This is a genomic window from Aminobacterium thunnarium, assembly GCF_055390565.1.
The window spans coordinates 116,668-139,931 of record NZ_AP042412.1; the positions used below are offsets into that span (position 1 = coordinate 116,668).

General features: G+C 44.1%; 24 protein-coding genes and 1 riboswitch. Of the genes, 20 read left to right on the forward strand and 4 right to left on the reverse strand.

Going from position 1 to position 23,264, the window contains the following annotated elements; all coding sequences use genetic code 11:
* Positions 1 to 22: 22 nt before the first annotated feature.
* A riboswitch (TPP riboswitch) is annotated at positions 23 to 131 on the reverse strand.
* 106 nt (positions 132 to 237) lie between these two features.
* Both ACZ5GY_RS00510 and ACZ5GY_RS00515 read left to right on the forward strand, forming a co-directional pair.
* The gene (locus tag ACZ5GY_RS00510) at positions 238 to 1,563 is read left to right on the forward strand and encodes a methyl-accepting chemotaxis protein (protein ID WP_213689879.1); all 1,326 of its coding nucleotides are present in this window, start codon (positions 238 to 240) and stop codon (positions 1,561 to 1,563) included.
* Between the two features lie 13 nt (positions 1,564 to 1,576).
* Entirely contained in the window at positions 1,577 to 2,386 is an 810-nt protein-coding gene (locus tag ACZ5GY_RS00515; RefSeq protein ID WP_213689878.1) for an alpha/beta hydrolase, read from the forward strand.
* Between the two features lie 2 nt (positions 2,387 to 2,388).
* On the opposite strand, the gene ACZ5GY_RS00520 is transcribed toward ACZ5GY_RS00515, so the two are convergent.
* On the reverse strand, positions 2,389 to 3,069 hold the full coding sequence (locus ACZ5GY_RS00520) for a prepilin peptidase (RefSeq protein ID WP_213689877.1): 681 nt from the start codon (positions 3,067 to 3,069) through the stop codon (positions 2,389 to 2,391).
* A gap of 95 nt (positions 3,070 to 3,164) precedes the next feature.
* On the opposite strand from ACZ5GY_RS00520, the gene ACZ5GY_RS00525 reads away from it, so the two are divergent.
* Complete coding sequence (locus tag ACZ5GY_RS00525) at positions 3,165 to 3,623, forward strand: universal stress protein (RefSeq protein WP_213689876.1); 459 nt, start codon at positions 3,165 to 3,167, stop codon at positions 3,621 to 3,623.
* Between the two features lie 51 nt (positions 3,624 to 3,674).
* Here the strand turns inward: ACZ5GY_RS00525 and ACZ5GY_RS00530 are convergent, their stop codons facing one another.
* Positions 3,675 to 4,061, reverse strand: coding sequence for a hypothetical protein (locus ACZ5GY_RS00530; protein ID WP_213689875.1), 387 nt, complete (start codon positions 4,059 to 4,061; stop codon positions 3,675 to 3,677).
* Positions 4,062 to 4,220: 159 nt separating this feature from the next.
* On the opposite strand from ACZ5GY_RS00530, the gene mce reads away from it, so the two are divergent.
* The 7 genes from mce to sfsA all read left to right on the forward strand — a co-directional run bounded on the left by mce (position 4,221) and on the right by sfsA (position 9,908).
* On the forward strand, positions 4,221 to 4,622 hold the full coding sequence (gene mce / locus ACZ5GY_RS00535; protein ID WP_213689874.1) for a methylmalonyl-CoA epimerase: 402 nt from the start codon (positions 4,221 to 4,223) through the stop codon (positions 4,620 to 4,622).
* Positions 4,623 to 4,639: 17 nt separating this feature from the next.
* Positions 4,640 to 6,199 (forward strand): acyl-CoA carboxylase subunit beta, encoded by a 1,560-nt coding sequence (locus ACZ5GY_RS00540; protein WP_307879581.1) that lies wholly within the window; start codon positions 4,640 to 4,642, stop codon positions 6,197 to 6,199.
* A 21-nt stretch (positions 6,200 to 6,220) separates the two neighbouring features.
* Complete coding sequence (locus tag ACZ5GY_RS00545) at positions 6,221 to 6,664, forward strand: OadG family protein (RefSeq protein WP_307879580.1); 444 nt, start codon at positions 6,221 to 6,223, stop codon at positions 6,662 to 6,664.
* Positions 6,665 to 6,700: 36 nt separating this feature from the next.
* Positions 6,701 to 7,114, forward strand: coding sequence for a biotin/lipoyl-containing protein (locus ACZ5GY_RS00550; RefSeq protein ID WP_464111912.1), 414 nt, complete (start codon positions 6,701 to 6,703; stop codon positions 7,112 to 7,114).
* A gap of 21 nt (positions 7,115 to 7,135) precedes the next feature.
* A complete protein-coding gene (locus ACZ5GY_RS00555; RefSeq protein WP_307879578.1) occupies positions 7,136 to 8,257 on the forward strand; it encodes a sodium ion-translocating decarboxylase subunit beta in 1,122 nt (373 codons plus the stop codon).
* A 79-nt stretch (positions 8,258 to 8,336) separates the two neighbouring features.
* Complete coding sequence (locus tag ACZ5GY_RS00560; RefSeq protein WP_213691983.1) at positions 8,337 to 8,828, forward strand: AbrB family transcriptional regulator; 492 nt, start codon at positions 8,337 to 8,339, stop codon at positions 8,826 to 8,828.
* A gap of 12 nt (positions 8,829 to 8,840) precedes the next feature.
* Complete coding sequence (gene sfsA, locus ACZ5GY_RS00565; protein ID WP_213696023.1) at positions 8,841 to 9,908, forward strand: DNA/RNA nuclease SfsA; 1,068 nt, start codon at positions 8,841 to 8,843, stop codon at positions 9,906 to 9,908.
* Here sfsA and ACZ5GY_RS00570 read toward each other — a convergent pair.
* Positions 9,898 to 10,704, reverse strand: coding sequence for a universal stress protein (locus ACZ5GY_RS00570; protein WP_213696022.1), 807 nt, complete (start codon positions 10,702 to 10,704; stop codon positions 9,898 to 9,900). The genes sfsA and ACZ5GY_RS00570 overlap by 11 nt on opposite strands.
* A gap of 123 nt (positions 10,705 to 10,827) precedes the next feature.
* Here ACZ5GY_RS00570 and ACZ5GY_RS00575 point away from each other — a divergent pair, with 123 nt between their 5' ends.
* From ACZ5GY_RS00575 to ACZ5GY_RS00590, 4 genes are all read left to right on the forward strand, one after another.
* Positions 10,828 to 11,709, forward strand: coding sequence for a lysophospholipid acyltransferase family protein (locus ACZ5GY_RS00575; RefSeq protein WP_213691980.1), 882 nt, complete (start codon positions 10,828 to 10,830; stop codon positions 11,707 to 11,709).
* Between the two features lie 2 nt (positions 11,710 to 11,711).
* Positions 11,712 to 12,164, forward strand: a complete 453-nt coding sequence (locus ACZ5GY_RS00580; protein ID WP_213691979.1) for a RuvC family protein — start codon at positions 11,712 to 11,714, stop codon at positions 12,162 to 12,164.
* A gap of 24 nt (positions 12,165 to 12,188) precedes the next feature.
* Positions 12,189 to 12,674 (forward strand): chemotaxis protein CheX, encoded by a 486-nt coding sequence (locus ACZ5GY_RS00585; protein WP_213691978.1) that lies wholly within the window; start codon positions 12,189 to 12,191, stop codon positions 12,672 to 12,674.
* Between the two features lie 96 nt (positions 12,675 to 12,770).
* Positions 12,771 to 14,084: a chloride channel protein gene (locus tag ACZ5GY_RS00590; protein WP_464111913.1), complete on the forward strand. Its 1,314-nt coding sequence runs from the start codon at positions 12,771 to 12,773 to the stop codon at positions 14,082 to 14,084.
* 68 nt (positions 14,085 to 14,152) lie between these two features.
* Here ACZ5GY_RS00590 and ACZ5GY_RS00595 read toward each other — a convergent pair whose 3' ends face one another.
* On the reverse strand, positions 14,153 to 15,439 hold the full coding sequence (locus ACZ5GY_RS00595) for a dicarboxylate/amino acid:cation symporter (RefSeq protein WP_213691976.1): 1,287 nt from the start codon (positions 15,437 to 15,439) through the stop codon (positions 14,153 to 14,155).
* Between the two features lie 200 nt (positions 15,440 to 15,639).
* Between ACZ5GY_RS00595 and ACZ5GY_RS00600 the strand changes: the two genes are divergently transcribed.
* The 6 genes from ACZ5GY_RS00600 to ACZ5GY_RS00625 all read left to right on the forward strand — a co-directional run bounded on the left by ACZ5GY_RS00600 (position 15,640) and on the right by ACZ5GY_RS00625 (position 23,186).
* A complete protein-coding gene (locus ACZ5GY_RS00600; RefSeq protein WP_213691975.1) occupies positions 15,640 to 17,730 on the forward strand; it encodes a patatin-like phospholipase family protein in 2,091 nt (696 codons plus the stop codon).
* A 46-nt stretch (positions 17,731 to 17,776) separates the two neighbouring features.
* A complete protein-coding gene (gene proS, locus ACZ5GY_RS00605) occupies positions 17,777 to 19,216 on the forward strand; it encodes a proline--tRNA ligase (RefSeq protein WP_213691974.1) in 1,440 nt (479 codons plus the stop codon).
* A 95-nt stretch (positions 19,217 to 19,311) separates the two neighbouring features.
* A complete protein-coding gene (locus tag ACZ5GY_RS00610; RefSeq protein ID WP_213691973.1) occupies positions 19,312 to 20,271 on the forward strand; it encodes a Ppx/GppA phosphatase family protein in 960 nt (319 codons plus the stop codon).
* A 22-nt stretch (positions 20,272 to 20,293) separates the two neighbouring features.
* Positions 20,294 to 21,961: a Na/Pi cotransporter family protein gene (locus tag ACZ5GY_RS00615; RefSeq protein WP_213699804.1), complete on the forward strand. Its 1,668-nt coding sequence runs from the start codon at positions 20,294 to 20,296 to the stop codon at positions 21,959 to 21,961.
* Positions 21,894 to 22,625, forward strand: coding sequence for a phosphate signaling complex protein PhoU (gene phoU / locus ACZ5GY_RS00620; protein WP_307880082.1), 732 nt, complete (start codon positions 21,894 to 21,896; stop codon positions 22,623 to 22,625). Before ACZ5GY_RS00615 ends, phoU begins: the two co-directional genes overlap by 68 nt.
* 165 nt (positions 22,626 to 22,790) lie before the next feature.
* Positions 22,791 to 23,186 carry a rhodanese-like domain-containing protein gene (locus ACZ5GY_RS00625; protein ID WP_213695692.1) on the forward strand — a complete coding sequence of 132 codons (396 nt, stop codon included), beginning with the start codon at positions 22,791 to 22,793 and terminating at the stop codon, positions 23,184 to 23,186.
* The last annotated feature ends 78 nt before the right edge of the window (positions 23,187 to 23,264 follow it).

Below are 23,264 nucleotides of genomic sequence, written 5' to 3' on the forward strand. Positions count from 1 at the left end.
GAGGAAGGTGAGGTAGTGTTGAAAATATTACGCTGGACTTCCCTTCGCCGGCATGACCCGGATCAGGTTCCAGGGGTCGAGACCATCCGTCTCCTCTCAGCCGGTATACGCCGACTCCCCCAGTACTCTGTATTTGTCAACGCTATTTTGACCCCTTTAGACTTCTTTGTCAAATCGTAAGGAAAGAGTACTATAATTAAAATACTATGCATTTAATCGCCGATGGGGGTGACGAGTGTGTTCGAAACTATAATGAAGATGTTGCGTCAGGTATCCATCAAGTGTAGATTGGCAGCACTTATTCTTTTCCTTTTTATATCCTTAGGTGGTCTTTCTCTTCTTTCGATCTTTAATAAAGTTCAAGGCCAGCTCCTTTTAGGGATGCTTGCAGCCTTTTTATGTGTAGGTGGAATTATAAGTTATTTTATTTCTTATTCAATTACGTCTGCTACGACAGCCACAGCTGAGGGGCTACGGGAGTTGGCAGATGATTTAGATCTGACTTTTAGGACCTTTACATGGGCAAAAGATGAGATTGGAGATGTGAGTCGATCTCTTAACTATTTTCTTATAAAACTTAACGAGGCTATGGTAACAGTAGATGGCGTGGCGGGAACTCTAACTGAATCTTCAGATTCTATGAAATCTCTTACCGAAGTATCAAGGGGAAAAACAGTATCAATTAGTGCTAAGATGAAAAATGCTACAGAAAATATGGAAAAATTGGCGCAAGGAGTTGAAGAGATTAATCAGACGGTTTCTGAAATTTCTGAAGTTGCTCAGCGTTCTGCTTTGAGAAGTGCTGAAACGGCAGAATTGGTGAATATGGCTCACCGTTCGGGGAGTTCTGGCCGTAGCCGATTACGAGAGACGACAGGAACAGTTCATACTGTAGCAAATCATGAGAAAATGTTTGCTCAAAAAGTAGAAGCTCTTTCTGAGAGTGCCAACCAGATACAGTCTTTTGTTGCTACTATTTCTCATATAGCTGATCAGACAAATTTACTTGCTTTAAATGCAGCTATTGAAGCAGCCAGGGCTGGAGAACACGGCAAGGGGTTTGCTGTAGTTGCTGAAGAGGTTCGGAAACTCGCTGAAGAAAGCCGGCAGGAAGCTGGTCGTATCGATATGCTAGCTCAACAGATCAGCACAGATTTAACAGAAGTTGTAAACACTGTAAAAAGTAACGTAACCTCAGCGCTAGAAGCGGCCCAGTCTGCTGAAGAGACAGAAAAAGAGATTGAGCAGATTCTTCAGACCTTGGAAAAAATAAATGAATCAACTCAAGATGTTGCTTCAATAGCTCAGGAAGAAGCTGCTAGCTCCGAAGAGATAGCGAGTCGTATTCATCTTATAGCAGAAAAAGCTGGAATTATTTCAGAGAATATACATTCTGTGACGCAAGAAGCATCAGTACTAAAATCTCTTGGAGACGAAGTCTTTGAATCTTCAGAGAGTGTAAAAAAAGTAGCCTTAAAAATGAGAATGGATGTCGGGGCTTTTAAAATACTAAAAGAGGATGAGTCATCCTCAAGGAGAGTAAAGGTTTTATCTCCTGATTAGGGGAGGAGTATTAATGAAAAAAGAAACATTCACTATACCAGGAATTTTCGGGGATCGACACGTCATTATAAATCGCCTTTCTCAAAATGAAGATACCAAAAAAATCATAGTCCTTTTCCATGGAGTTCATGGTTGCGCTTCTCTTGAGGAGGGAAATAAATATGCTGTACTCGCAGAGATGCTTCTGCCGTTGGGCTTTACGGTATATCTCACAGAGACTAGTCGGATTCGGCGCGATCGGAGCTTCTTCGGAGACGACAGAGAGTGTTGGGCCCGTACTGCATTTAAAGGAAAAACGTATGCTATGGATCTATTCGATGTGAGCGCTGCCCTTGAGGAGATAGAGAAACGTCACATGAATGATGAAATATATTTATGGGGTTTTTCTCTGGGAGGAATTCATTCTATTTTGATGGCAGGTGGAAGTTACCGTGAAAAATTAGTAAATGGTGGTCTTTGTGCGCCTTCCCTTGATGTTGCACCGGCAGGTATTATTGTCTCTGGCAGCGGCGATAGCCTTGATGATAGGGATGAATCGTTGGCTTTAAAGTTACCCATTCTTGACACTATTGGTGATAACACTCTTCTTTACAAGTCCGCTCATTCCATTAGGTCCGGGTGGTTTGTTAGTTTTTACGGGGAAAACGATCAGACATTTAGCATGGATGCTTGCCGCCGTCTCTTTGATGCCGTTAGTACATCAGATAAAGAGTTTATTGTTATACCAGGTGCGGATCATGCTTTTAGAAAAATGAGAGGACTTGCCTCTATTCAGCCATTGAAGAAAATGGTATCTCACGTAAAGGCTCGTTTGATGGAGTAAATTTATAAATTCCATGGCCAGGGGAGCGAGATGCTGAAGAAACGCTCTAAAAATGAAAAGGTGGCAATGGCAATTATTCCTCCAAAGGCAAGAAAAGGGGCAAAAGGTATAGGTTGTTTTTTGTGAGCCCGACGTAGAAGTAGCAGCAAGGCGGCAACGAGTCCTCCTGTAAGAATGCCAATATATATGCTATATAAAGAGAGGTGGAGACCTAAGCCAGCACCCATTCCCCCCATGAGCTTAATATCTCCGCTACCTAAGCCTCCCTTGCTGAGTAAACGAATAAGCAACATGATTATCATGCCTGCAATAGCACCTGTTATGCCATCTATAAAAGGAGATAATCCTGCAATAGCGCGAATGAATAAACATATCCCTCCCATCAGAATTGGTACGATATCAAAGATAAAACCACTATATAAATCTGTGAGAGCAGAGAGAAAGAGTCCCATTGAAAGAAGTATTGTAATAAGAAAAGAGAAAGAAACCCCTTCCCGTAGAAAGAAAAAAGAGCAAGGAAGAGCAAATATGAATCCTGCAACGAAAGGTTTTGAAAGTACTTTTCTTAGAGCAGATGTTTCAGGAAGAAAAGTTTCTTGGGTCATGCGAAAAGCTAACTTTTCTATATATATTCCCATAAAGAAGAAAAAAAGAAACATAAAGACCAAAAATAATGTATCCATTCCTTCCTCCATGAAAAAATTTTTAGAGTATTGAAAATAGTCTCAGCCTATCCTTTATAATAGTGTTACTATAGATCTTAAAGGGGGGAAGAACCATGCCGAAAAAAATTCTTGTAGCTGTCGATTTAAGTAAGGTATCAGAAGAAGTTTTCGCTTACGGGTGTTCTTTAGCCCTGCGTTTGGGAGTTCATGCAACCTTTATCCATGTTATGCCTCATCCCACCCTGTGGAAAGGATATGAACCCTGGCTGCCACCAGAAATCGACATGGAGATATCTGAGATAGCTCGTAAAAAACTAGAATATTACTTTAGAAAAGCTAAAGAGCGCATGCCGGAACTTGCTAACGTAGATTTCGATATGGTTGTTAAAGAGGGCAGTCCCTCTGATGTCATTATTGATTACGCTAAAACTGGAGATTACAACCTTATTGTCATCGGTTACCGAGGGCAAAGCACAATAGAACGACTAGTCGTTGGTAGTACCGCTGCAAATGTGGCACGTTATGCTCACTGTTCAGTACTTATTTATCGCCCTGGTTTAGAGGTTTTCTAAGAAAGAGGGGCAAAGGCCCCTCTTTCTGTTTCTTTATGTTTTTATGATTACTTACTTTTTAGTTCTTCCCTTACTTCCATAACGTTCTTGTCCATATGTGCGTGTTTTTTCAGCAGACTCATGCCTGCGATTACCTTTATCAAGGTTTTTTTGAAATTCCTTCAGCAATCGATCCTTTTTTTCTTGTTCCTCGTCTTTGAAATTAGACTGAACATCCCTGTCGATATATTTTAAATCGATAAGAGCCTGAATATAACGAATATCAATGCCTGTCGCTTCTGATAAACTTTCTACATCATAATTCCGAGAGGCATTATCTCGCAAAAACTCCCTTACTCGTCGATAAAGGTTATCAACTTCATCAAGACATTCGGGACAAATCTTTCCTCGCGACGAAGAAAATACTTTTCCACAAAGTTTACAAGTAACAAGATTCAAGGAGTTTCCCCCCCTTCTTTTTATTTCCCTTAAATTATAATTGTACATTATAAATAAGGATTACAGGACGTGGCAAATCTATTTTTCTTTGTTAAGATTAGTAGCGCTGATATTTCAGGACATGATGGAAAAAAGAATAGATAAAAGGAGGACTGTTTCATGAAGGTAACTGTTGTTGACCACATAGGTGTCGCTGTAAAAAATATTGAAGAAGCGTTGAAAGTATGGGAAACCGCGTTGGGAATTACATGCGCAGGTGTGGAAGAAGTTGAAGAACAGAAAGTTAAGACAGCTTTTCTTCCGGTAAAGGATACTGAAATTGAGCTCCTTGAGCCGACTGCTGAGGATAGTCCTGTTGCTAAGTTTATTGAGAAAAAGGGAGAAGGAATCCATCATCTTGCATTGCGTGTTGAAAATCTTGAAGAAGCACTCGCAGAGTTAAAGGAAAAGGGCGTTCGCTTGATTGATGAAAAGCCAAGATATGGTGCTGGCGGAGCGAAAATTGCCTTTGTCCACCCCAAAGCTACAGGGGGAATTTTGCTTGAGCTCTCAGAACGTTAGAGGGGGCAACTAGAGTTATGACGAATCGGAGTATCGAAGAACTTTGTGCAGAACTGGATCGCAAGCGCGCCGAGGCCCAGCAGGGCGGTGGAGCGAAGGCCATAGAGAAGCAGCGATCGAAGGGGAAGGGGACAGCGCGCGATCGTATCGCGCAGCTTCTTGATGAAGGGACCTTTATCGAACTCGACGAGCTGGTCACCCATCGTTGCCATCGTTTTGGTCTTGAGAGCAACACCATCCCTGGTGATGGCGTTGTGACGGGCTATGGAGAGATTGACGGTCGTCGAGTCTATGTCTTCAGCCAGGACTTCACCGTCCTTGGAGGCAGTCTCGGCGAGAAACATGCAGACAAGATCTGCAAGGTTATGGATCTGGCCGTGAAGAACGGCTCGCCCGTCATCGGCATCAACGATAGCGGCGGAGCGAGGATTCAGGAAGCGGTAGACGCACTGAACGGTTACGGGAAGATTTTCTACAGGAACACCATAGCGAGCGGCGTCGTTCCCCAGCTGTCGATCATCATGGGTCCCACGGCAGGCGGAGCGGTCTACAGCCCAGCATTGACAGACTACATTTTCATGGTGGAGAAGACGGGGATCATGCACATAACAGGTCCGGCAGTCATCAAGGCGGTGACGGGCGAGGAAGTCAGCAGCGAATCTCTCGGCGGAGCGCTGACCCACAACGCGAAGAGCGGCAACGCCCACTTCATGGCGAAGAGTGAAGTCGAGTGCTTCTCTCAGGTGAAGAAGTTGTTGAGCTATCTTCCCAGCAACAACGTGGACAACGCCCCGTGGAAAGAGACGAACGACAATCCCAATCGTCTTGTGCCGGAACTTCGCAACGTAGTTCCCACCAATCCGAACAAGGGATATCGAGTTCACGACGTCATCGAGAAAGTGGTTGACGACGGAGACTTTTTTGAAGTACAGCCTTTATGGGCCAAGAACATGGTCACAGGCTACGGTCGCGTCGGTGGCGAAGTGATAGGCATCATCGCCAATCAGGCGGCCAACATGGCCGGTTGCCTCGACATAGACGCCTCAGACAAGGCGAGCCGTTTCATTCGGCATTGTGACGCCTTCAACATTCCCATCGTCACCTTTGTAGACGTTCCAGGATACCTTCCCGGCACGGAGCAGGAGTGGGGTGGCATCATCCGTCACGGAGCGAAGCTTCTCTATGCCTACAGCGAAGCCACCGTTCCCATGATCACGGTGGTATTGCGAAAGGCCTACGGCGGTGCCTATCTCGGCATGTGCTCCAAATCGTTGGGAGCCGACATGGTTCTGGCCTGGCCCCAGTCGGAGATTGCCGTAATGGGAGCGGAAGGAGCAGCGAACATCGTGTTCCGCAAAGAGATCGAAAAGGCGGAAGACCAGGTTGCGGAGCGGAACAAGAAGATAGAGGAGTACAGAGAGGCCTTTGCCAACCCCTACGTGGCGGCGGAGCGAGGCTACGTGGATCGGGTCATATTGCCGGAAGAGACACGCCGCGAGATCTACCTGGCATTACAGGGAACGGCGAACAAGCGCGAACTTCGACCGAGACGCAAGCACGGCGTCATGCCCCATTAGTGCGAGGAAGGGGCGATAGCAGTGACAGATCTTCATACCTATTTTGAGACGGGAATAGGCGGGGCGATCACCTTGGCGCTCATAGCCTTTTCCACGGTTTTTCTGGTTTTGGGAGGGCTGACGGCCATCATCTATGCCATCAAGTATTTTGGTGGTGTGAAGGCGAGCCCGACGGCACCGAAGGGGAATGGCGGCACGCCTCCGGCACCTGCAGCGAAGCCTGCATCAGCGCCTGTGGCAGCGCCAGTATCGGTACCGTCGGCATCAGGAGACCAGAAACGTCTTATAGCCGTTATCACAGCGGCGTTAGTGGAAGCAACGGGCCGGCCCTGCCGCATCACGAGCATCGAAGCGACAGGTACCACATCATCGAAGAGACGTGGTCCACGGGTGAGCCTGTGGAGATCGAGCGCCATCATGGAAGGGCTCGAAAGCTTAAACAACCAGACCTGGTCAGGTCGGTAAAGACAACGACAACACAGCAGTGTGGAGGGGAAAAGAATGAGCAAACTCTATAAAGTGACAGTGGACGGAACAAGCTACAACGTAGAAGTGGAAGAACTCGGCAGTGGAGCGCCCGTAACCGCTCCTGTGGCACCGGCGGCAGCGCCAGTTCAGGCGGCAGCACCAGCACCAGCGCCGGCACCCGCACCGGCAGCAGCTCCTGCTCCGGCACCAGTTGCAGAAGCGCCCGTAGCTGGGGGGGAAGTAGTGTCAGCCCCCATGCCTGGCAAGATCCTTCGTGTAAGTGTCAGCGTCGGCGCGACAGTCAATGCTGGAGACGTGCTTCTTATTCTCGAAGCCATGAAGATGGAGAATGAGATATCCGCCCCGTCTGCCGGTACGGTGAAAGAGATCCGGGCACGGGAAGGGGACAGCGTCAATTCCGGAGACGCCCTGGTAGTCCTCGGCTAAGCCGAAGGGAGACAGGCGATTATGGAAGTCTATCTAAACTCACTGGGAACGATCCTTCGATCCTCGGGATTCTCGGGACTCACGTGGGGCAACGTCATCATGTTGGGGGTGGCCTTTGTTATGCTCTATCTGGCCATCGTGAAGGGGTTTGAACCCCTCTTGCTGGTCCCCATCGGATTCGGCTGCCTGCTGGTGAACCTTCCCCTCTCGGGAATCATGGACGACGGAGGCTTTTTGCGGTATATCTTTTTCGGAACGGAACATGAGATCTATCCGGTCATTATCTTTATGGGGATAGGGGCCTTGACGGACTTTGCGCCCCTTCTGGCCAATCCCATCACCTTCCTGCTCGGAGCAGCCGCACAGCTGGGCGTATTCATCGCCCTCTTCGGAGCGCTGCTCATGGGCTTCAACGTGAAGGAGGCGGCATCCATCGCCATCATTGGCGGAGCGGACGGCCCGACGAGCATCTACCTGACGGTGAAGCTGGCTCCCCAGATTCTGGGAGCGGTGGCCGTTGCGGCGTACAGCTACATGTCGCTGGTGCCGCTCATCCAGCCGCCGGTAATCAAGCTCTTCACCAGCAAGGCTGACCGGGCTATCCGTATGGATCAGCTTCGACCAGTCTCCAAGCTGGAGCGGGTGCTCTTTCCCATCGTGTGTACTGTCTCTGCGGGATTGCTTCTCCCATCATCGGTGCCTCTGATCGGTATCCTCATGTTCGGAAACCTGTTACGTGAATGCGGCGTGACAGAACGACTGAGCCAGGCGGCACAGAACGAGATTCTCAACGCCACCACCATCTTCCTGGGCTTGTCAGTAGGTGCAACCATGAGCGCAGAATACTTCCTCACCTGGGGAACGATCAAGATCATTGTTCTGGGACTCGTTGCCTTCATCTGCAGCACAGCTGGCGGCGTTTTGCTGGGGCAGGTCATGAAAGTGGTAAGCGGCGGGAAGATTAACCCCATGATCGGAGCGGCTGGAGTCTCTGCCGTTCCCATGGCGGCACGAGTGGTACAGCGAATGTGTCAGAAAGAGAATCCTGGCAACTTCCTGCTTATGCACGCTATGGGACCCAACGTGGCTGGTGTTATCGGCACTGCCGTCGCTGCGTCCGTTATGCTTACCCTCTTGAGCTAAATCTTTAATAATATAAACGTCAGAAATTTATTTAGGGGGCTTTTAAAGCCCCCTTTTCTTAAAGGGTGATGGAATAGAAATGACAAATGTTTTCCTTTATGTTGGCATTATAGCGGGAGGAGTTGTAGGGTATAAGTTAAAGATCCCATCTGGGGCACTTGTAGGGGGCTTGTTAGGGGGGTTGTTTATCAAGGGCTTTATGGGAATGGAAGCGCAACATATGAAATTCTTATCCTTTCTTTCTCAATTATTCGTAGCTTTTGTTATAGTTGCTCAAGCTGATATGGCTACTGTTCGTCAAATTCCTCGATTTATTCCAATAGCGATTGTGTATAGTCTTGTCATTTTACTTTTTAGTATTTTACTTGCTTTTTGTATCTCCAAGTTAAGTGGAATAGATATAATGACTGCTGTCTTTTCAACAGCGCCAGGAGGACTTTCCGGCTTAGGGTTGGCTGCTGTAGAATCTGGCGCTAATGCTCCTGTTGCTCTCCTTTTTCACGTCATTCGTATTTCCGTCGTACTCATTTCTATCCCCTTTATAGCAATCTTTTTTAGTAGTCCTCATTAAGGAGAATAATATATGGCAGATATATTTCATATAGGAGAAAGGAACGCTCTTATCGAAGCACGTTTTCTGGAAAGGCCAAATCGCTTCTTAGTCATATGTCGTCTCTCCGATGGAGAAAGAGTTCAGGCATTTCTCCCAAATCCAGGCAGATTATGGGAGCTATTGTACCCTGAAACAACTCTCTATTTAATCAAAGAGAGCGCAGCGGCAGCGTCTCGAAAAACGAAATTTACTGTTGTGGGAGCCCTTGCGGAGCATGGACCGGTTATGCTTCATACCCATAAAACTAATGACGTTGCGGCGTGGCTTTTCAATCAGGGGCAAGTTCCAGGACTAGAGGCATATAGAGTTGTAAGAAGAGAAGTTTCTTGGGGAAACAGCCGATTTGATCTTCTCATCTCTAACGGAAAAGAGCCCATGGTCATAGAGGTAAAATCGTGTTCTCTATTTGGAAAAAAGATAGCTATGTTTCCAGATGCTCCTTCAACACGGGCTCTAAAACATCTAAATGAATTGCGCCGCATAAACGAGCAGGAAATAAGAGCAGGGATTCTTTTTATTGTGCAATCCGGTCATCCTGATTTTTTTATCCCCGACTATCATACTGACTTTGATTTTTCAATGGCTCTAAAAGAGAATCAGTTCGAAAGCAGTCAAAATGAGAGACTTATGATTAAAGCCTTGAAAATTTCATGGGATAAATTATTTACGATGAGACAAAAAATAGAAGAAATTCCCATTCTTTGGAATCTCCTGAAACAAGAGTGCACAACAAAGGGTTACTCTCTTTCTATTCACATGTTAGAAAATGGACAGTATGGAATACATGTTCTACCACAGATAAAAAAGGCCTCTTCTCGAATTCTGGCCATACGAACAACTCAACCTATAGAAGAAACACTTTTCAATAGGCTTTCCCTGCTTTGTGACGATGCAAAATTTCTCGAAGATAGAGGAATAAAAATGTTTATTTTCAACAAAAATCCTTTAAAAGAGCCTGATTTTGTTCAGTTTTTGATTGATATGCGCATTAATCGTTTGGAATCTATGATTGCCTCAAATCTTCTGGTCAGGCAGTAGGCAGAACCAAAACGGGACACGTCGTTCCTTCTATAAGGGCTTCAGCTGTGGAGCCTAATATTAACTGCCAGATTTCTCTTTGCGTAGAGAGACCGACAACGAGAAGACTCGGAGAAGTCTTTTCTATCCAGGAAGGAAGCTCTATTTCAGGCTGCCCACTTACGATTTGCATCGAAGTTTCGGTGTTCCATGAACTTACATCTTGTGTTACCACTTCCAGCGCCTCTTCTGCTGCATTTATGAGAGTCTGGGAATCTTCTGCGTCTTCAAGGGGAACGCCATGGACAAGAGTCAGAGTCGGAACAGTATCCACCTGCTGAAGAATGTCTCTGAGTTCATGAAGCATCATATCTGTCCGTTCCGGCGATAAATCTACTGCGACGGCAATGTTTTGATATATATCTTCTTCGGGAAAATGTTCATTGCGGGAACGTAAAATAAGTTGAGGAATAGCAAGTCGTCTTACAAGTGGGGTCAATTCGCCTGCTTCTTGTGAGGGAATGACAGCGAATGTACATTCTTCTTTTGATGCGTATTCAGGAATAATTTCTAGAGATTCTCCTGCAGCTACGATTACTTTGTAAAAAAGCTTTTCTGGCAGGTTTTTCTGGCAGAATTCGTTGAGAGTCGTTTCTGCTTCTTGTACAAGTTGGGGAATATTCATCCCAGCGGCCGGGCTGACAACATGAACGATAAGAATGTCCGATTGTCGCTGAAGAGCTCTTCTGGAAACCCACAAAAGAGCTTCTTTTGAGAAAGAAGACATATCCATTGGGAACAAAATTCGCCGTAACATATTGCGAATCACCTCCTGAGGAATTTTTTCTTCTTAACTTTCTCAATAAGTATATCGCAATATATATAGTGTTACACTTGAATAAGGTATAATAATCGGCGAATTTTTACGGAGGATAGATAAGTGGGATTAAGTCAGAATACAACATGGACTTTAATTCAATATATGCAAAAGTTGTTTCAGGCATTACCACATAAGACGGCTCTTCAGTTGGGTGGTGCTTTAGGAACAACTCTTTGGGCTTTGAGCAAGAAGCGAGTTGATAAGGCCGAAAAAAGATGTGTGGAAGCCCTTGGTGTGGGAGTTACTACCGCTAGACACATAGTAAGGCGATCTTATCTGAATCTTGGGCGTTCTGCTGCCGAGTTTGTTCGTTTGCCGAAATTCATTTCTTCTCTCGATTCTTTTGTAACTGTTCATGGAGAAGAAAATCTTCGTCGAGCATATGAAAAAGGAAATGGCGTTATTCTTATAACAGGGCATATAGGCAATTGGGAGATTGCAGCAGCGAGCATTGCCCGAATGGGATATCCAATGAATGCCATTGGAGCAGAACAGCGAGATGAACGAATTACTGACATGATTATCGAATATAGAAAGAAATGTAATGTTTCCACTATAAGCAAGGGGTTTAGTTTAAAAGCGGCAATGACATGCCTTAGAAAAGGAGAGGTACTTGCCATTTTGATTGACCAGGATGTTCGCGACAAAGGGATTATCGCGCCTTTTTTAGGTCTTCCCGCAAGCACTCCTTATGGTCCTATAAAAATGAGTCTTAAGTATGAATGCCCGATGGTTCCAGTTTTTATTATAAGAAGGGTGGATGGGGTACACCACGATCTTTATTTTTTACCTCCTTTTGAAGATTCGAATTCTGAAAAATTTGGAGAAAATCTGGCAAAAGCAGTAACTATATGTAATAATTCGATAAGTTCGTGGATTTCTCAGTACCCGGATCAGTGGATGTGGTTATATCCTCGTTGGGCATCCACCATGGGAAAGTAAAAATGTTGTTGGGCATAGATCCTGGAAGAGATAAGATTGGTTGGGCTCTAACTGATGATAATGGAGTTTTGCTTATTTCAGGCATAGTAAAAAAGCAAGATCTGCCTCTCTTTTTGGAGAGCCTTTTGAAACGTGAATGGGCTCTTTTAACCCCTTGGATCAGGGAAAACAGAAAGAACTATTTTAACCCCGATACAGACCTGAGAGTTGTTGTGGGGAATGGAACAACGTGTCAAGAGATTTTATCTTTTTTAGAAGGGCAAGGAATATATGCAGAAATAGTGGAAGAGCGAGGTTCAACTCTTGAAGCGAGGAAAGTGTTCTGGAGCTTACATCCCCCTAAGGGGTTATGGAAGTTATTTCCAGACTCTCTTAGAACACCCAATCGAGATATTGATGATCTGGCTGCTCTTGTAATTGTTCGTCGCTATATAACATTAGAAGCGAGGGAATAGATTGAGGAAGGGAGATTCTGGTTTATGGGCGTAGAAAAATTGGCGACTCTTGTTAATACTTTTGGGTCATCTCTAATTTCAGTGAGTCGTGAAATGGGGGTGGAAGTATCTCTTCTCAAGTCAGAGGTGGCGCAAGGGGTTCATGTTCATGGAAGTTGCTTGGCCTCACTTGTCGGTGTTGTTGGGGGAGGACTTCAGGGAACGGCTGTAATTATGCTTGATCAGGCAGGTTTCAGCGCTGTCGTATCAGCAATGTCTGGTGGCATGATACAACCTGACATTGAAGATCCTGTTGCAACAAGTGTCATTGGGGAACTTTCAAATATGGTGAGCGGTCGGGCGCTTACCCAATCTTCTCTCGAGGGGGTAGACGTAACTCCTCCTCAAATTATTACAGGAGCGGGCATCCGGACGGTTCCAAGTGAATCTCTTGGAATTCGTAATTTTACTTTGCCTTTTTCCATTGCACAGGGAGGTTATCTCTATCTAGTTCTCTCTTTTCATTGTTAATTTTGTTTTTTTGGAGTGAGATTATTGCAGGAGGATTCGTGGGCGAGGTTTTTTAAAGAAGAATTTGCGCTTTTTTACAGTGTTTTCAAGTGGTTGGTGTTGGCAGTTATTATTGGTATTTTCGTGGGAACGGGTACCTCTACCTTTATGCTTACTCTCGAAAAGTTTTCAACAGAAGTCGGTACGCTTCCTCCATGGAGGATTGTTTTGCTGCCTGTCGGGCTTTTCGTGAGTGTTTTGTTGGTGAGGTACCTTAAGTTCTCAGATGATAGCAGTCAAGGAACGGAAAGCGTGATAGAAGCTGTTCACCATCATGATGGACGGATCAATGTCTATAGTGTGGTGGTTAAGGTGGTAGCGGCTATTATCACTATTTCTACAGGGGGCTCTCTCGGTAAGGAAGGGCCGAGCGCACAAATTGGTGGGGCTGTTTCAAATCTTTTTGCGACAGGATTGCGCTTGAATGATGTAGATCGTAGAAAATTGGTCGTTTGTGGTGTATCTGCAGGTATGGCGTCTGTCTTTGGAGCACCAGTTGCAGGTGCAGTTTTCGGTCTTGAAGCGTTGTACGTTGGGCAGGTCTTTTACGATGTTCTTTTGCCGTGTATCGTGAGCGGCATGGTAAGTTATCAAGTTTCTTTGAATCTTGGCATGGCCTATATCTATAAACCTCTTTTTTATATCCCCCGTTTAACAGGAGCAAATATTATTGTCTGGGTTGTATGCGCGGGGGTCTTTTTTGGTCTTGTTTCTCTTCTTTTCATTGAAATTCTTCACACGGCTCAGAAAATATATAGAAAAATAGGACTCCACCCCCTTTTAGGGTCAGTTCTTGGAGGAGTTGTTCTCGTTCTTTTATCGTTGCTCGTAGGTCCTAGGTATTTGGGTCTAGGATCTCAAACTATATCTGAGGCTATTACTGGTGCCAAGGTTCCAGCGTTGGCTTTTATATGGAAATCTCTCTTCACAGGTGTAACTTTGGCAGCTGGAGGAAGTGGCGGACTCGTGACTCCTACTCTTTTCATAGGGGCGGCCTCTGGTGCAACCTTTGCATCGATCTTTAGTTTAGACCCTGTTCTTTTCAGCTGCATCGGTTTTGTAGCCGTTCTTGCTGGAGCAGCTAATACTCCTATTGCGGCGGCTATTTTAGCTGCGGAGCTTTTTGGTTCTAGAGTGGCAAGCCTTGCGGCTATTGCGTCAGTTATCTCTTTTGTTGTTTCTGGATATAGAAGCATTTATCCCGATCAGATTGTGAAGTGTCCTAAATCTCCCGTTCTTGATATTTGCGACGAATATCAACGTGTTGGGGAGTGTGACCCTGATCCTGCCTTAACGCGACTTCCTTTAGTTCGTTTGATTGTTCGAAGTTATCGACTTTGGAAGCATAGACAAAATCTCAAACATAAATAATGAAAAGAAGAGGCTGCTTTCAAAGCAGCCTCTTCTTTTTGTGCTTTTTAACGTATTTACTTCATTTTCTACTTACTCCATTTCGATAGATCAAGCAGTTTTTCACTCTTGGCTACGACAGTAGATCCTACCAAGTCGCCAGTGACATTGAGGCAGGTTCTTCCCATATCAAGAATGGCGTCGATACCCAATATCATGGCATATGCAGCCGCTACAGGAGATCCTTGTTCTATGGGAAGTCCCACAGAATCAAGAACAAGAAGAAGCATAATCGCGCCAGCTCCTGGAACGCCTGCTGTTCCTATTGAAGCGAGAACCGCTGTTAAAATAACAGTCATTTGTTGTGCAAAGTTGAGAGGAAGACCAACGGCAAAGCCAATGAAAAGGGCGCAAACTCCCTGATAAATGGCGGTTCCGTCCATGTTGATGGTGGCTCCCAGAGGAAGAGTGAAGGAATATACGTTTTTTGCTACGCCTAGATTTTCGTCAGCATTGCTCATACTGACTGGTAGGGTTCCGCTACTACTTCGTGTGACAAAGGCTGTGATCATAGCTTCCTTTGCTCCTCGTAAAAAGGTAAAGAGGCCAAGTTTGTTCAGTGTGAGGATTCCTCCATAAACAACAATAAGATGAATGATATATCCCAGGAAGCAGGCAAAAGTTACAGTTCCCAAGGGGCCAATTGCCTTGGCTCCCTGTTGTGCGAATACAACGGCAAGAAGGGCGAATACACCAATGGGGGCATACTGTAATACCCAGCCGACAATTTTGTACATAGCTTCTGCTGCACCATCAAACATTTTGAATAGTAACTCTCCAGCCTCTTGAATACGACTGTTTTTGCTGATTTTAAGATAGCTGATGCCAAGACCAAACATAATGGCAAAGAAAATAGTGGGAAGAACATCTCCTCCAGATAGAGCACCGAAGGGGTTTGTAGGAATGATATTGAGGAATGTTTTTGCAAGGGATGGTTTTTCAAGAGCGCGACCTGCCGCTTCCCCTATAACGCCGAGGTCTAATCCAAGTCCCGGATGGAATAAATTTCCCATAAGTAAGCCGACAGCAACTGCAAAAGCTGATGTAAGAAGATAAAAGACGACAATTTTGACTCCGACTTTGCCGAGTTCCGCTGGGCTTATACTTGCAGCCCCGACAACAAGTGTTGTTAGAATAATAGGCATAACGATCATTTTTAATAGACGAACAAAAATGTCCCCTAAGGGTTTCACCCATAAAATCGAATCTCCGGCCACCATCCCCACTATTGCGCCAAGAACAAGACCAATAAGAATCCGTATTAATAAATTACTTTTGAAATACCAATCGAACATACCTTTTTTTTCGCTTTCCATACCCCTTTCCACCTCCCATTAATATTGAGTGGCTATTTTGTAATATTTTCTTATTACACATTGTTATGTAAATATCTAAATTGTACATTCTTTTAGAGAGCAGTACAAGAAGATGATTAATTAAAAGAGTTGTTCCTTAGCACTGTGTACGTTAAAATTCACTGTAAGTATTATTGTATAGACAAGAGGAGGGCCGATCGATGTCAAATCTGAAACGTATTTGTGCTGGCTTTATAATTTTGAGTTGCCTTCTTTTAAATGTTTCTACCTGTTCAGCTTCTTCTCATGGAGGAGTTGTTCTCGCTCTTTCTGGCGGAGGAACAAAGGGACTCGCCCATATCGGTGTTCTTCAAGTGCTTGAAGAACAGAATATTCCTATAGCTGGAATTGTGGGAACAAGTATGGGGGCTATCATTGGGGGGTTGGCTTCTAGCGGCTACAATGGTTTTGAATTGGAAGAAGTCGTTAAGAATATTGATTTAAGCAGTCTTCTTTCTGAGCGGTCTTCTCCGATGTTTTTACCTTTGGGAGAACGCGAGGGAAGTTCTGTCCCATGGATCTCCGTTGTTCATCATGGAGGTGTGGGGGGCTACTTGGGAGGGCTTTCCGGTGTTAAGCTGCTAGAGAAATTTTCACAGATGGCATCGAGAGTACAGGTAGTTCATTTTAATGAATTACCCATTCCTTTTGCAGCAGTTGCAACAGATTTGGAGACTGGGGCGAAGGTTGTTTTGCAGAGTGGCAGTCTCGCCTCTGCTATGAGAGCTTCTATGGCTATCCCAGGTCTTTTCGAGCCGTGGCCAGTAGGAGGGCGTCTTCTTGTTGATGGAGGATTAGTTTCAAATTTACCGGTTATCACTGCGAAAGAACTCTTTCCAGGCTATCCAGTTCTTGCTGTCGACGTTACAAGCTCTCTGAGAACAAGAAAAGAGCTGCGCACCGTAGTTGATGTTATTGATCAGTCTATAACGGTTTTAACTCAGCAAAACGTTGCCAATGAAGTGAAAGAAGCTGATGTGCTTTTGACCCCACAAGTGGGGAAAATGCCCTTATTTGACGCTTCTAAGGCAGAAGAAATTATTGCTGCCGGCCGTAATGTAGCATTGGCCCACATCAAAAAGATACGAGAGTTATCGAATCTTGCACCGCCTCCTCAGCTACAGCCCAAGGAGAGGCAGGAAATTGTTGCCGAAGTAAGTGTTGAAGGTCTTCCGGAAAACGTTTGTAATGAATTTAAAAAACACTACCAATCCTGGATAGGAAAACCAATAGATTCTTTCAAAGTACTCAAAGCGAGTTATGAGATTTCTAAACGTATAGACGTTCTTGCTGTAGACTACCGTCTTGAGAAGAGAGAGAAAGGAACGGCGATAGTCTTTACAGCCCAGCGTCGTCCGAGCTCTGAGCTTCGATTAGGTGGGTATACAACAAATCTTCATCCCTATAGATGGCTTTACATAAATGGAATAAAGAGAGATATTTTAAAAGATGGTGATGCTATCAAGTTGAACTTGAAGTTAGGGTCACAATGGGCGGCCGACGTGGGATATTTGTCCTCTTCGGATATTTCTAAAGCTTGGGAGTTCAATTTATCTGCTCAGAATTGGAAAGTGACACCTCGAAATGCCTTTGAGAAAAACTGGGATAGATACGGTCTGGGACTCGTTCATCATTTTTCCATGGGTGATGTTCGAGCGGGAGTTGGTATTGGCGGAGAGAGAGTGCATTTCAATGGAAGAGATGAAGACGCTCTAGGCCCTACCTTTTATGTGGCATATAATACTCTCGATGATACTGTGGATCCCACCAAGGGCGGTTCTATGAAAGTTGCATTTTGGTGGCCGGAACATGATGAACTTTTGTACAGAGTAAATATCTTTCAGGCTCTTTCTCTTTCAGAAAAGTGGAGGCTCTATTTGCGAGGTGGTTTTGCTGAAGGAGATGTGACCGAGCCCAGCCATGCCGTTTATTTAGGTGCAGCAGAAGAACTTTATAGCTACGCAGATCGACCAATAGAAGCAGAACGGATGGTGTGGTTAAATCTTGCTTTTCGCAGGGTCTTCATGCAGAGTTGGTGGGGGAGCCTCACTGCAGAAATTTTTGGAGGAGCAGGGTGGGCTTATGACGATAACGGATCAAAGTCTGATAGTGTTTGGGAGAGCGGTATATCTTTCTCTGCTCCTGGACACTTTTTCGATGGGCGCCTTATGTTCCTGTATAATGACCAAAGTGATTTTAAAGTGGGATTCTTTATCGGGAAACCGATTTGGGGGCACCATCCATTACCATAAAAATATTTTTCCCGAAAGGGTTTTTGTAACGGAGGTTGAAAAAAACATGGCACGAAACATAACACCTAAAGAGAATGATTATTCTCAGTGGTATCTTGATGTCATTAAGGTCGCAGAACTTGCCGACTATGCTCCAGTAAGGGGTTGTATGGTTATTCGTCCAACAGGGTATGCTCTATGGGAATCTATTCAGCACCATTTCGATGAGGCCTTTAAAGAGACGGGGCATGTAAATGCGTATTTCCCTTTGCTTATTCCTAATTCTTTTCTAGAGAAAGAAGCAGAGCATGTTGAAGGATTTTCTCCCGAGTGTGCTGTCGTTACTCATGCTGGTGGGGAGCCTTTAGAAGAACCCCTTGTCGTTCGTCCGACATCGGAGACGGTAATCGGGCATATGTATAGCAGATGGATTCAGTCCTGGCGTGATTTACCTCTTCTCATCAACCAGTGGGCGAATGTTATGCGTTGGGAAAAACGGCCACGTCTCTTCCTCCGTACGTCAGAATTTTTGTGGCAGGAGGGGCACACTGCTCATGCCACAAAAGAAGAGGCTATGGAAGAGACATTAAAAATGCTACAGGTATATAAAAACATTATGAGTGATATATTGGCTCTTCCTGTTATCCCTGGTGAAAAAACGGCAGGAGAACGTTTCCCAGGAGCTCTCAATACATTTACATGTGAAGCAATGATGAGCGATACTAAAGCTCTACAGGCGGGAACAAGCCATTTCCTTGGACAAAATTTTGCTCATGCTTTCAATATACAGTATCAAAACCAAAAGGGAGAGCAGGAGTATGCCTGGACAACAAGCTGGGGAGTTTCTACCCGACTTATAGGGGCTTTAATAATGACTCATTCAGATAATGACGGGCTTATACTTCCACCTCGAATTGCTCCCGTGCAGGTAGCCATTCTTCCTATCAGTAATAAGGATTCAGCGATACAAGAAGAGCTTCTTCCGAAGGCCCGAGAGTTCTCTGATAAGCTAAACCAAGCATTAGGTGGTCGTTTTACATGTGTTGATGAACAGTTCTTTATGCGCCCAGGTGATCGTTTCTTCTACCATCTTCAAAAAGGGGTACCTTTGCGTTTGGAACTTGGTGAAAAGGATATGGCTGCCGGAACAGTACGGGCGGTTCGGCGAGATACAGGTGCCAAAGAAGACATTCCTTTTGAAAATGTTGTTGTCAGAGTTCAAAAGCTGCTTGATGAAATACAGCAAAATCTTTATAGAAAAGCGCTCAATTTCCGTAATGAGCATACAGCTTCAGCCTCTTCCCTGCAGGAATTAAAGACTATTATTGAGGAAAAGGGAGGATTTGTAGAGACATATTTTGCTGGAACGCCAGAAGATGAAAAGAAAATAAAAGAAGAAACGGGTGCGACTCCGCGTTGCATTCCATTAGATAGTACAGAGAGAGGAACTTGTTTCCTCACTGGTGCTTCTGATGCGAGAAAGACGATTTTTGCTAAAGCCTATTAAATCTTGTCGATAATCTTTTAGCGATTGAAATATACTTAAAAGCGGGGGCCCTTGCGTAGGGAGCCCGCTTTTTGCTTAAAATGGGGGGGAGAGTTATGGATAGAGAGAGAAGAGTAGCAGTCATCGATGTTGGATCTAATTCCTTAAAGCTTCTTGTTGCTTCTCGCATTCATCATGTTATTTCTACATTATTTGAGAGGACAGAAATTACTCGCCTGAGCGAAGGCCTTTTTAAAGATAAGATACTTTTAGATAAACCGGTAGTAAGGAATGTTGAAGTGATTGATTCCATGGTTCACCAGGCAAAAGCGCTGGATGTAGATGGAATTGAGATAGTAGGAACCATGGCTTTGCGAGTTGCCGAAAACTCAGACTACTTTAGTACTCTCCTTGAAGAAAAAACAGGAATTCTGCTTCGCGTTCTTTCTGGAGATGAAGAAGCCGAATTATCCTTTATCGGAGCTCTATCAGGGTTGCCTCAATCTTTGAAGTTCGAAGAAGTTACTCTTTTTGATATAGGTGGAGGCAGTACAGAGTTTGTTCGAGGTAAGGAAAGCTCTATTGTAGATAGATGCAGCCTCTCTTTAGGATCCGTTCCTTTAACGGAACGATATTTACAAGTCTCTCCAGTATCAGACGAGCTCTTATCGAGAGCCCGTTATGCAATAAAAGAAGAGATAGAACATCTTGACCATGTTTTCCGCCAAGGCCCCCTCATTGGTATAGGCGGCACAATCACGACGCTTGCAGCTGTTCAGCTTGAACTTGAAACATATAAGGCAAGTAGAATACATGGGATTAATTTATCGAGAGAAGATGTGCATGATCAATTGCTCAGGTATGCTTCTAGAACAATAGCAGATCGATGTCAAATACCAGGTTTATCTCCTGGTCGAGCTGATATTATCCTTGCCGGAGCATGTATTGTCGAAGAAATTTTAGACATGACGAGAGAAGAATCTTTTACAGTAAGTGACAGAGGTTTACGCCATGGTGTTGCGATGCATTATTTTGAGAAAGATTCCGAAGGGGAAGAACCGCTTTTGCTTCCATAGCTTTTTAAAAGGGTGATGATGAATGTATTCAGATCTCTCTTCTTATGCCTTAATGCTTGGAGGAATGACCATCCTTTTATATGGTCTTGAAGAAAGCAACAAAGCATTTAGAAGAAACCTGGGGAGCCGCGGCAAAGAACTGTTAACATCCATGGGGCATAAAAAATCGTCGGCTTTTACTTTGGGTGTTTTGCTTTCCGCCGTTGCGCAGAGTGGAACTGCCGCTACAGCGTTTGCGGTAGGTCTCGTTGACATCCATGCTCTTCCTTATGAGGGATCTATTTTGGTCATGATGGGAGCGGGAGTTGGATCTACTTTGGTTGCTCCTTTGCTTGCTCTTGACGTTATTGCCCTTGCTCCTTTCTTTTTAGCATTAGGATTTTTTCTCTCTCACGGGAAAACTGAGAAGCTTAAGAAAGTAGGGGCAATTATAAAGGGGTTAGCTTTTATTTTGACAGGGATGTTCTTCTTAAAGCTTGGATTTGCCCCTCTTATTGAAACCCCTGCATTTGGAGGTTTTATCGCACAACTTGTTACAAAGCCTCTTCTTCTCGCTACCGTAGCATGTATCGTTTCATCTTTTACTCAGGGATCTTCGGCTGTTATTGCCATTGGAATAGCCTTGATTTCTTCTGGTGTTGCTTCAGCTGAAGCTTTCTATCCTTTAGTTTTAGGTGCTCGATTAGGAACGTCTGTTACCGTCCTTTTTTTTAGTCTTGGCGCACGTGTTAATGCGCGAAGGCTTGCTTGGCTTTCTCTTGTCTATCGTTGTTTAGGAGTTGTGGCAGGAATAGCTCTTGCGCCCTTTATACTGCGTTCGGTTTCTTTGCTTATTGCAGATTCAGAAATGCGTTTAGCAGCTTATCAAGTAGGGTTGAGTGTCCTCAATGTTGTTGTTTTTTTGCCTTTTGTACGTCGCTCTGCTGTTATGAGTGGGCAGTGGTTCTCTTCTGAAATTGCGAAAGATCCGGGAGAAGCTATCTATCTTGATGAAAGTCTTACCGATTTTCCGCCTCTTGCCGTTCCTCTTTTGGAAAAAGAAATTACACGGTTGGCAAATTACATTGAAACTTTTATCTATATGCTTTTTTTTGCCCCTGATTATAAAAGGCAGATTTATCAATTACAGCGAGGGATCCCGTCTCTTTTAGAGCAGTGTTCCGACTATATGTTTGCTATACCGGCACCAGTCGATAATACTTCTCAAATGGAGTCATATGCAACAATTTCGTATTCGCTTATATCTATGGCAGAGCTTGTTGAAACTGCGACAGGCAAACTTTACACCTTATGGCAAGAAGGAATAGAAGATCGTCTCTCCAGTGAATTGCAACGAGAGGAGTGGCAAAAGTATCTTTCTCTCTCAGTTGATGTTGTACGTTATAGTCTTCGCGCTTTTGCGCTTGATGACGCTGTAAGTATTCAGAAGGCGTTGGAACTTGCGAAAGAATTTCGATCTCGTGATGAATTGTTAAGACAGATTATGGTTTTTCGCGGACATCTTTTTAATTGTCGCCAAGATGCCGCCCTTTGGAGTCTCTTAGCGACCTTACGAGTAATAGTTGCTGCTTCGTTAGAAGTTGCCAAAGGAGGAAAAATCAGAGAAAGAGGTGAGGACGGTGATGCTTTTTGGGAAGAAGAAAGAGCCAGAGCAGGAACTGACATCGGAAATGATTCTCTACTCAAGTGATAAAAAAAGAATTCTTTCTATGGTTCATAAAATGGGAGAGGAATGTATAAAAGCCGTTGCCTCTGCCGTAGAGGCTTTAGTTGAAAGAAACAATGACCTTGCGCAAAAGGTAATAGACAATGATGATGTTATAGATAAATTGGAAGTGGAAATAGATCAAGAGTGCTTAGGGTCTATAGCGATGAGACAGCCAGTTCGAGAAAATCTCCGATTTGTTTTTGCTGTAGCAAAAATAGTTACAGATCTTGAAAGAATAGGCGATGAAGCCGTTAACATAGCTGAACGAGTACTTTTTCTTAACAAATATCCTCTTTTAAAGCCGTTGATAGATATTCCTAAAATGAAGAATATTTCGACAGAGATGCTTCGAAATGCACTAAATGCTTTTGAGACTAATAATCCTGCATTAGCCGAGGAAGTTTACTTAAAAGATCAGGAACTTGATATTCTCTATTTCAATATTTTTGAAGAACTTATTCAAATCATAGCCCTTAAACCGAAAGGGGATAAAGTTACTGCCCAATGTGCAGCTGCTTTGATGTGGATAGGCCGTCATCTTGAACGAGTGGGAGACCATGCATCCAATGTTGCGGAGAAATCATACTTTATTATTACTGGAAAACGCTTAAAACAGATCATGGAAGAAAAACAGCAAGAAATGTAAGTAATTCTTTTAAATACAGTTTAAAAAATAATGCAAAAACGTTTTTATAAATAACGTTTATAATAGTTATAAATTTTCTGTTTCTTATTGACAATTTCTCTCTCCTCATGCAATATTGATATTGATTATCATTACTTACAACGATCTCTAAAGGGAGGTTTTGTCTTGAAAACAATCGTAGAAGCGGTCGCAGATTATTTCCAGGATCTCAAAAAAGGGTGTAACAATCTCATTAGTTGTGAGCAATTGAAAGAAGTAATGAAAAAAGAAGAAGTGTACATTCTCGACATTAGAAAACCTGAAGACTATGAAGAAGAACATCTCGAAGGTGCTGTTAATATTTTTTGGAGCGAAGTGGGAGATCATTTAAATGAGATTCCTAAAGATAAGAAAGTAATTGTCTGTTGTTATTCGGGGCAGTCTGCTGGGCAAGTTGTTTCTCTAATGAGATTGTTAGGATATAATGCATGTTCCCTTAAGGGTGGAATGAAATGTGATCTTACATATTTGCCTTTAGAAGCTCGTTGTTGTGATATAAAAACAGAAAGTTGCGAAGCCTGAGGAATTTAAAAATAAATTCTCCGTGTGAGATTGTAGGCGTAGAAAAAAGATGGACGGAGCTCTTTATGAGCCCTATCC

Coding starts and splice junctions, on each gene's coding strand:
- ACZ5GY_RS00570 (WP_213696022.1), bottom strand. CDS start 10,704: ATGTTACGGCGAATTTTGTTCCCAATGGATATGTCTTCTTTCTCAAAA.
- ACZ5GY_RS00520 (WP_213689877.1), bottom strand. CDS start 3,069: ATGGATACATTATTTTTGGTCTTTATGTTTCTTTTTTTCTTCTTTATG.
- mce (WP_213689874.1), top strand. CDS start 4,221: ATGAAGGTAACTGTTGTTGACCACATAGGTGTCGCTGTAAAAAATATT.
- ACZ5GY_RS00540 (WP_307879581.1), top strand. CDS start 4,640: ATGACGAATCGGAGTATCGAAGAACTTTGTGCAGAACTGGATCGCAAG.
- ACZ5GY_RS00550 (WP_464111912.1), top strand. CDS start 6,701: ATGAGCAAACTCTATAAAGTGACAGTGGACGGAACAAGCTACAACGTA.
- sfsA (WP_213696023.1), top strand. CDS start 8,841: ATGGCAGATATATTTCATATAGGAGAAAGGAACGCTCTTATCGAAGCA.
- ACZ5GY_RS00525 (WP_213689876.1), top strand. CDS start 3,165: ATGCCGAAAAAAATTCTTGTAGCTGTCGATTTAAGTAAGGTATCAGAA.
- ACZ5GY_RS00585 (WP_213691978.1), top strand. CDS start 12,189: ATGGGCGTAGAAAAATTGGCGACTCTTGTTAATACTTTTGGGTCATCT.
- phoU (WP_307880082.1), top strand. CDS start 21,894: ATGCTTTTTGGGAAGAAGAAAGAGCCAGAGCAGGAACTGACATCGGAA.
- ACZ5GY_RS00600 (WP_213691975.1), top strand. CDS start 15,640: ATGTCAAATCTGAAACGTATTTGTGCTGGCTTTATAATTTTGAGTTGC.
- ACZ5GY_RS00595 (WP_213691976.1), bottom strand. CDS start 15,439: ATGGAAAGCGAAAAAAAAGGTATGTTCGATTGGTATTTCAAAAGTAAT.
- ACZ5GY_RS00555 (WP_307879578.1), top strand. CDS start 7,136: ATGGAAGTCTATCTAAACTCACTGGGAACGATCCTTCGATCCTCGGGA.
- ACZ5GY_RS00610 (WP_213691973.1), top strand. CDS start 19,312: ATGGATAGAGAGAGAAGAGTAGCAGTCATCGATGTTGGATCTAATTCC.
- ACZ5GY_RS00515 (WP_213689878.1), top strand. CDS start 1,577: ATGAAAAAAGAAACATTCACTATACCAGGAATTTTCGGGGATCGACAC.
- ACZ5GY_RS00580 (WP_213691979.1), top strand. CDS start 11,712: ATGTTGTTGGGCATAGATCCTGGAAGAGATAAGATTGGTTGGGCTCTA.
- ACZ5GY_RS00560 (WP_213691983.1), top strand. CDS start 8,337: ATGACAAATGTTTTCCTTTATGTTGGCATTATAGCGGGAGGAGTTGTA.
- proS (WP_213691974.1), top strand. CDS start 17,777: ATGGCACGAAACATAACACCTAAAGAGAATGATTATTCTCAGTGGTAT.
- ACZ5GY_RS00615 (WP_213699804.1), top strand. CDS start 20,294: ATGTATTCAGATCTCTCTTCTTATGCCTTAATGCTTGGAGGAATGACC.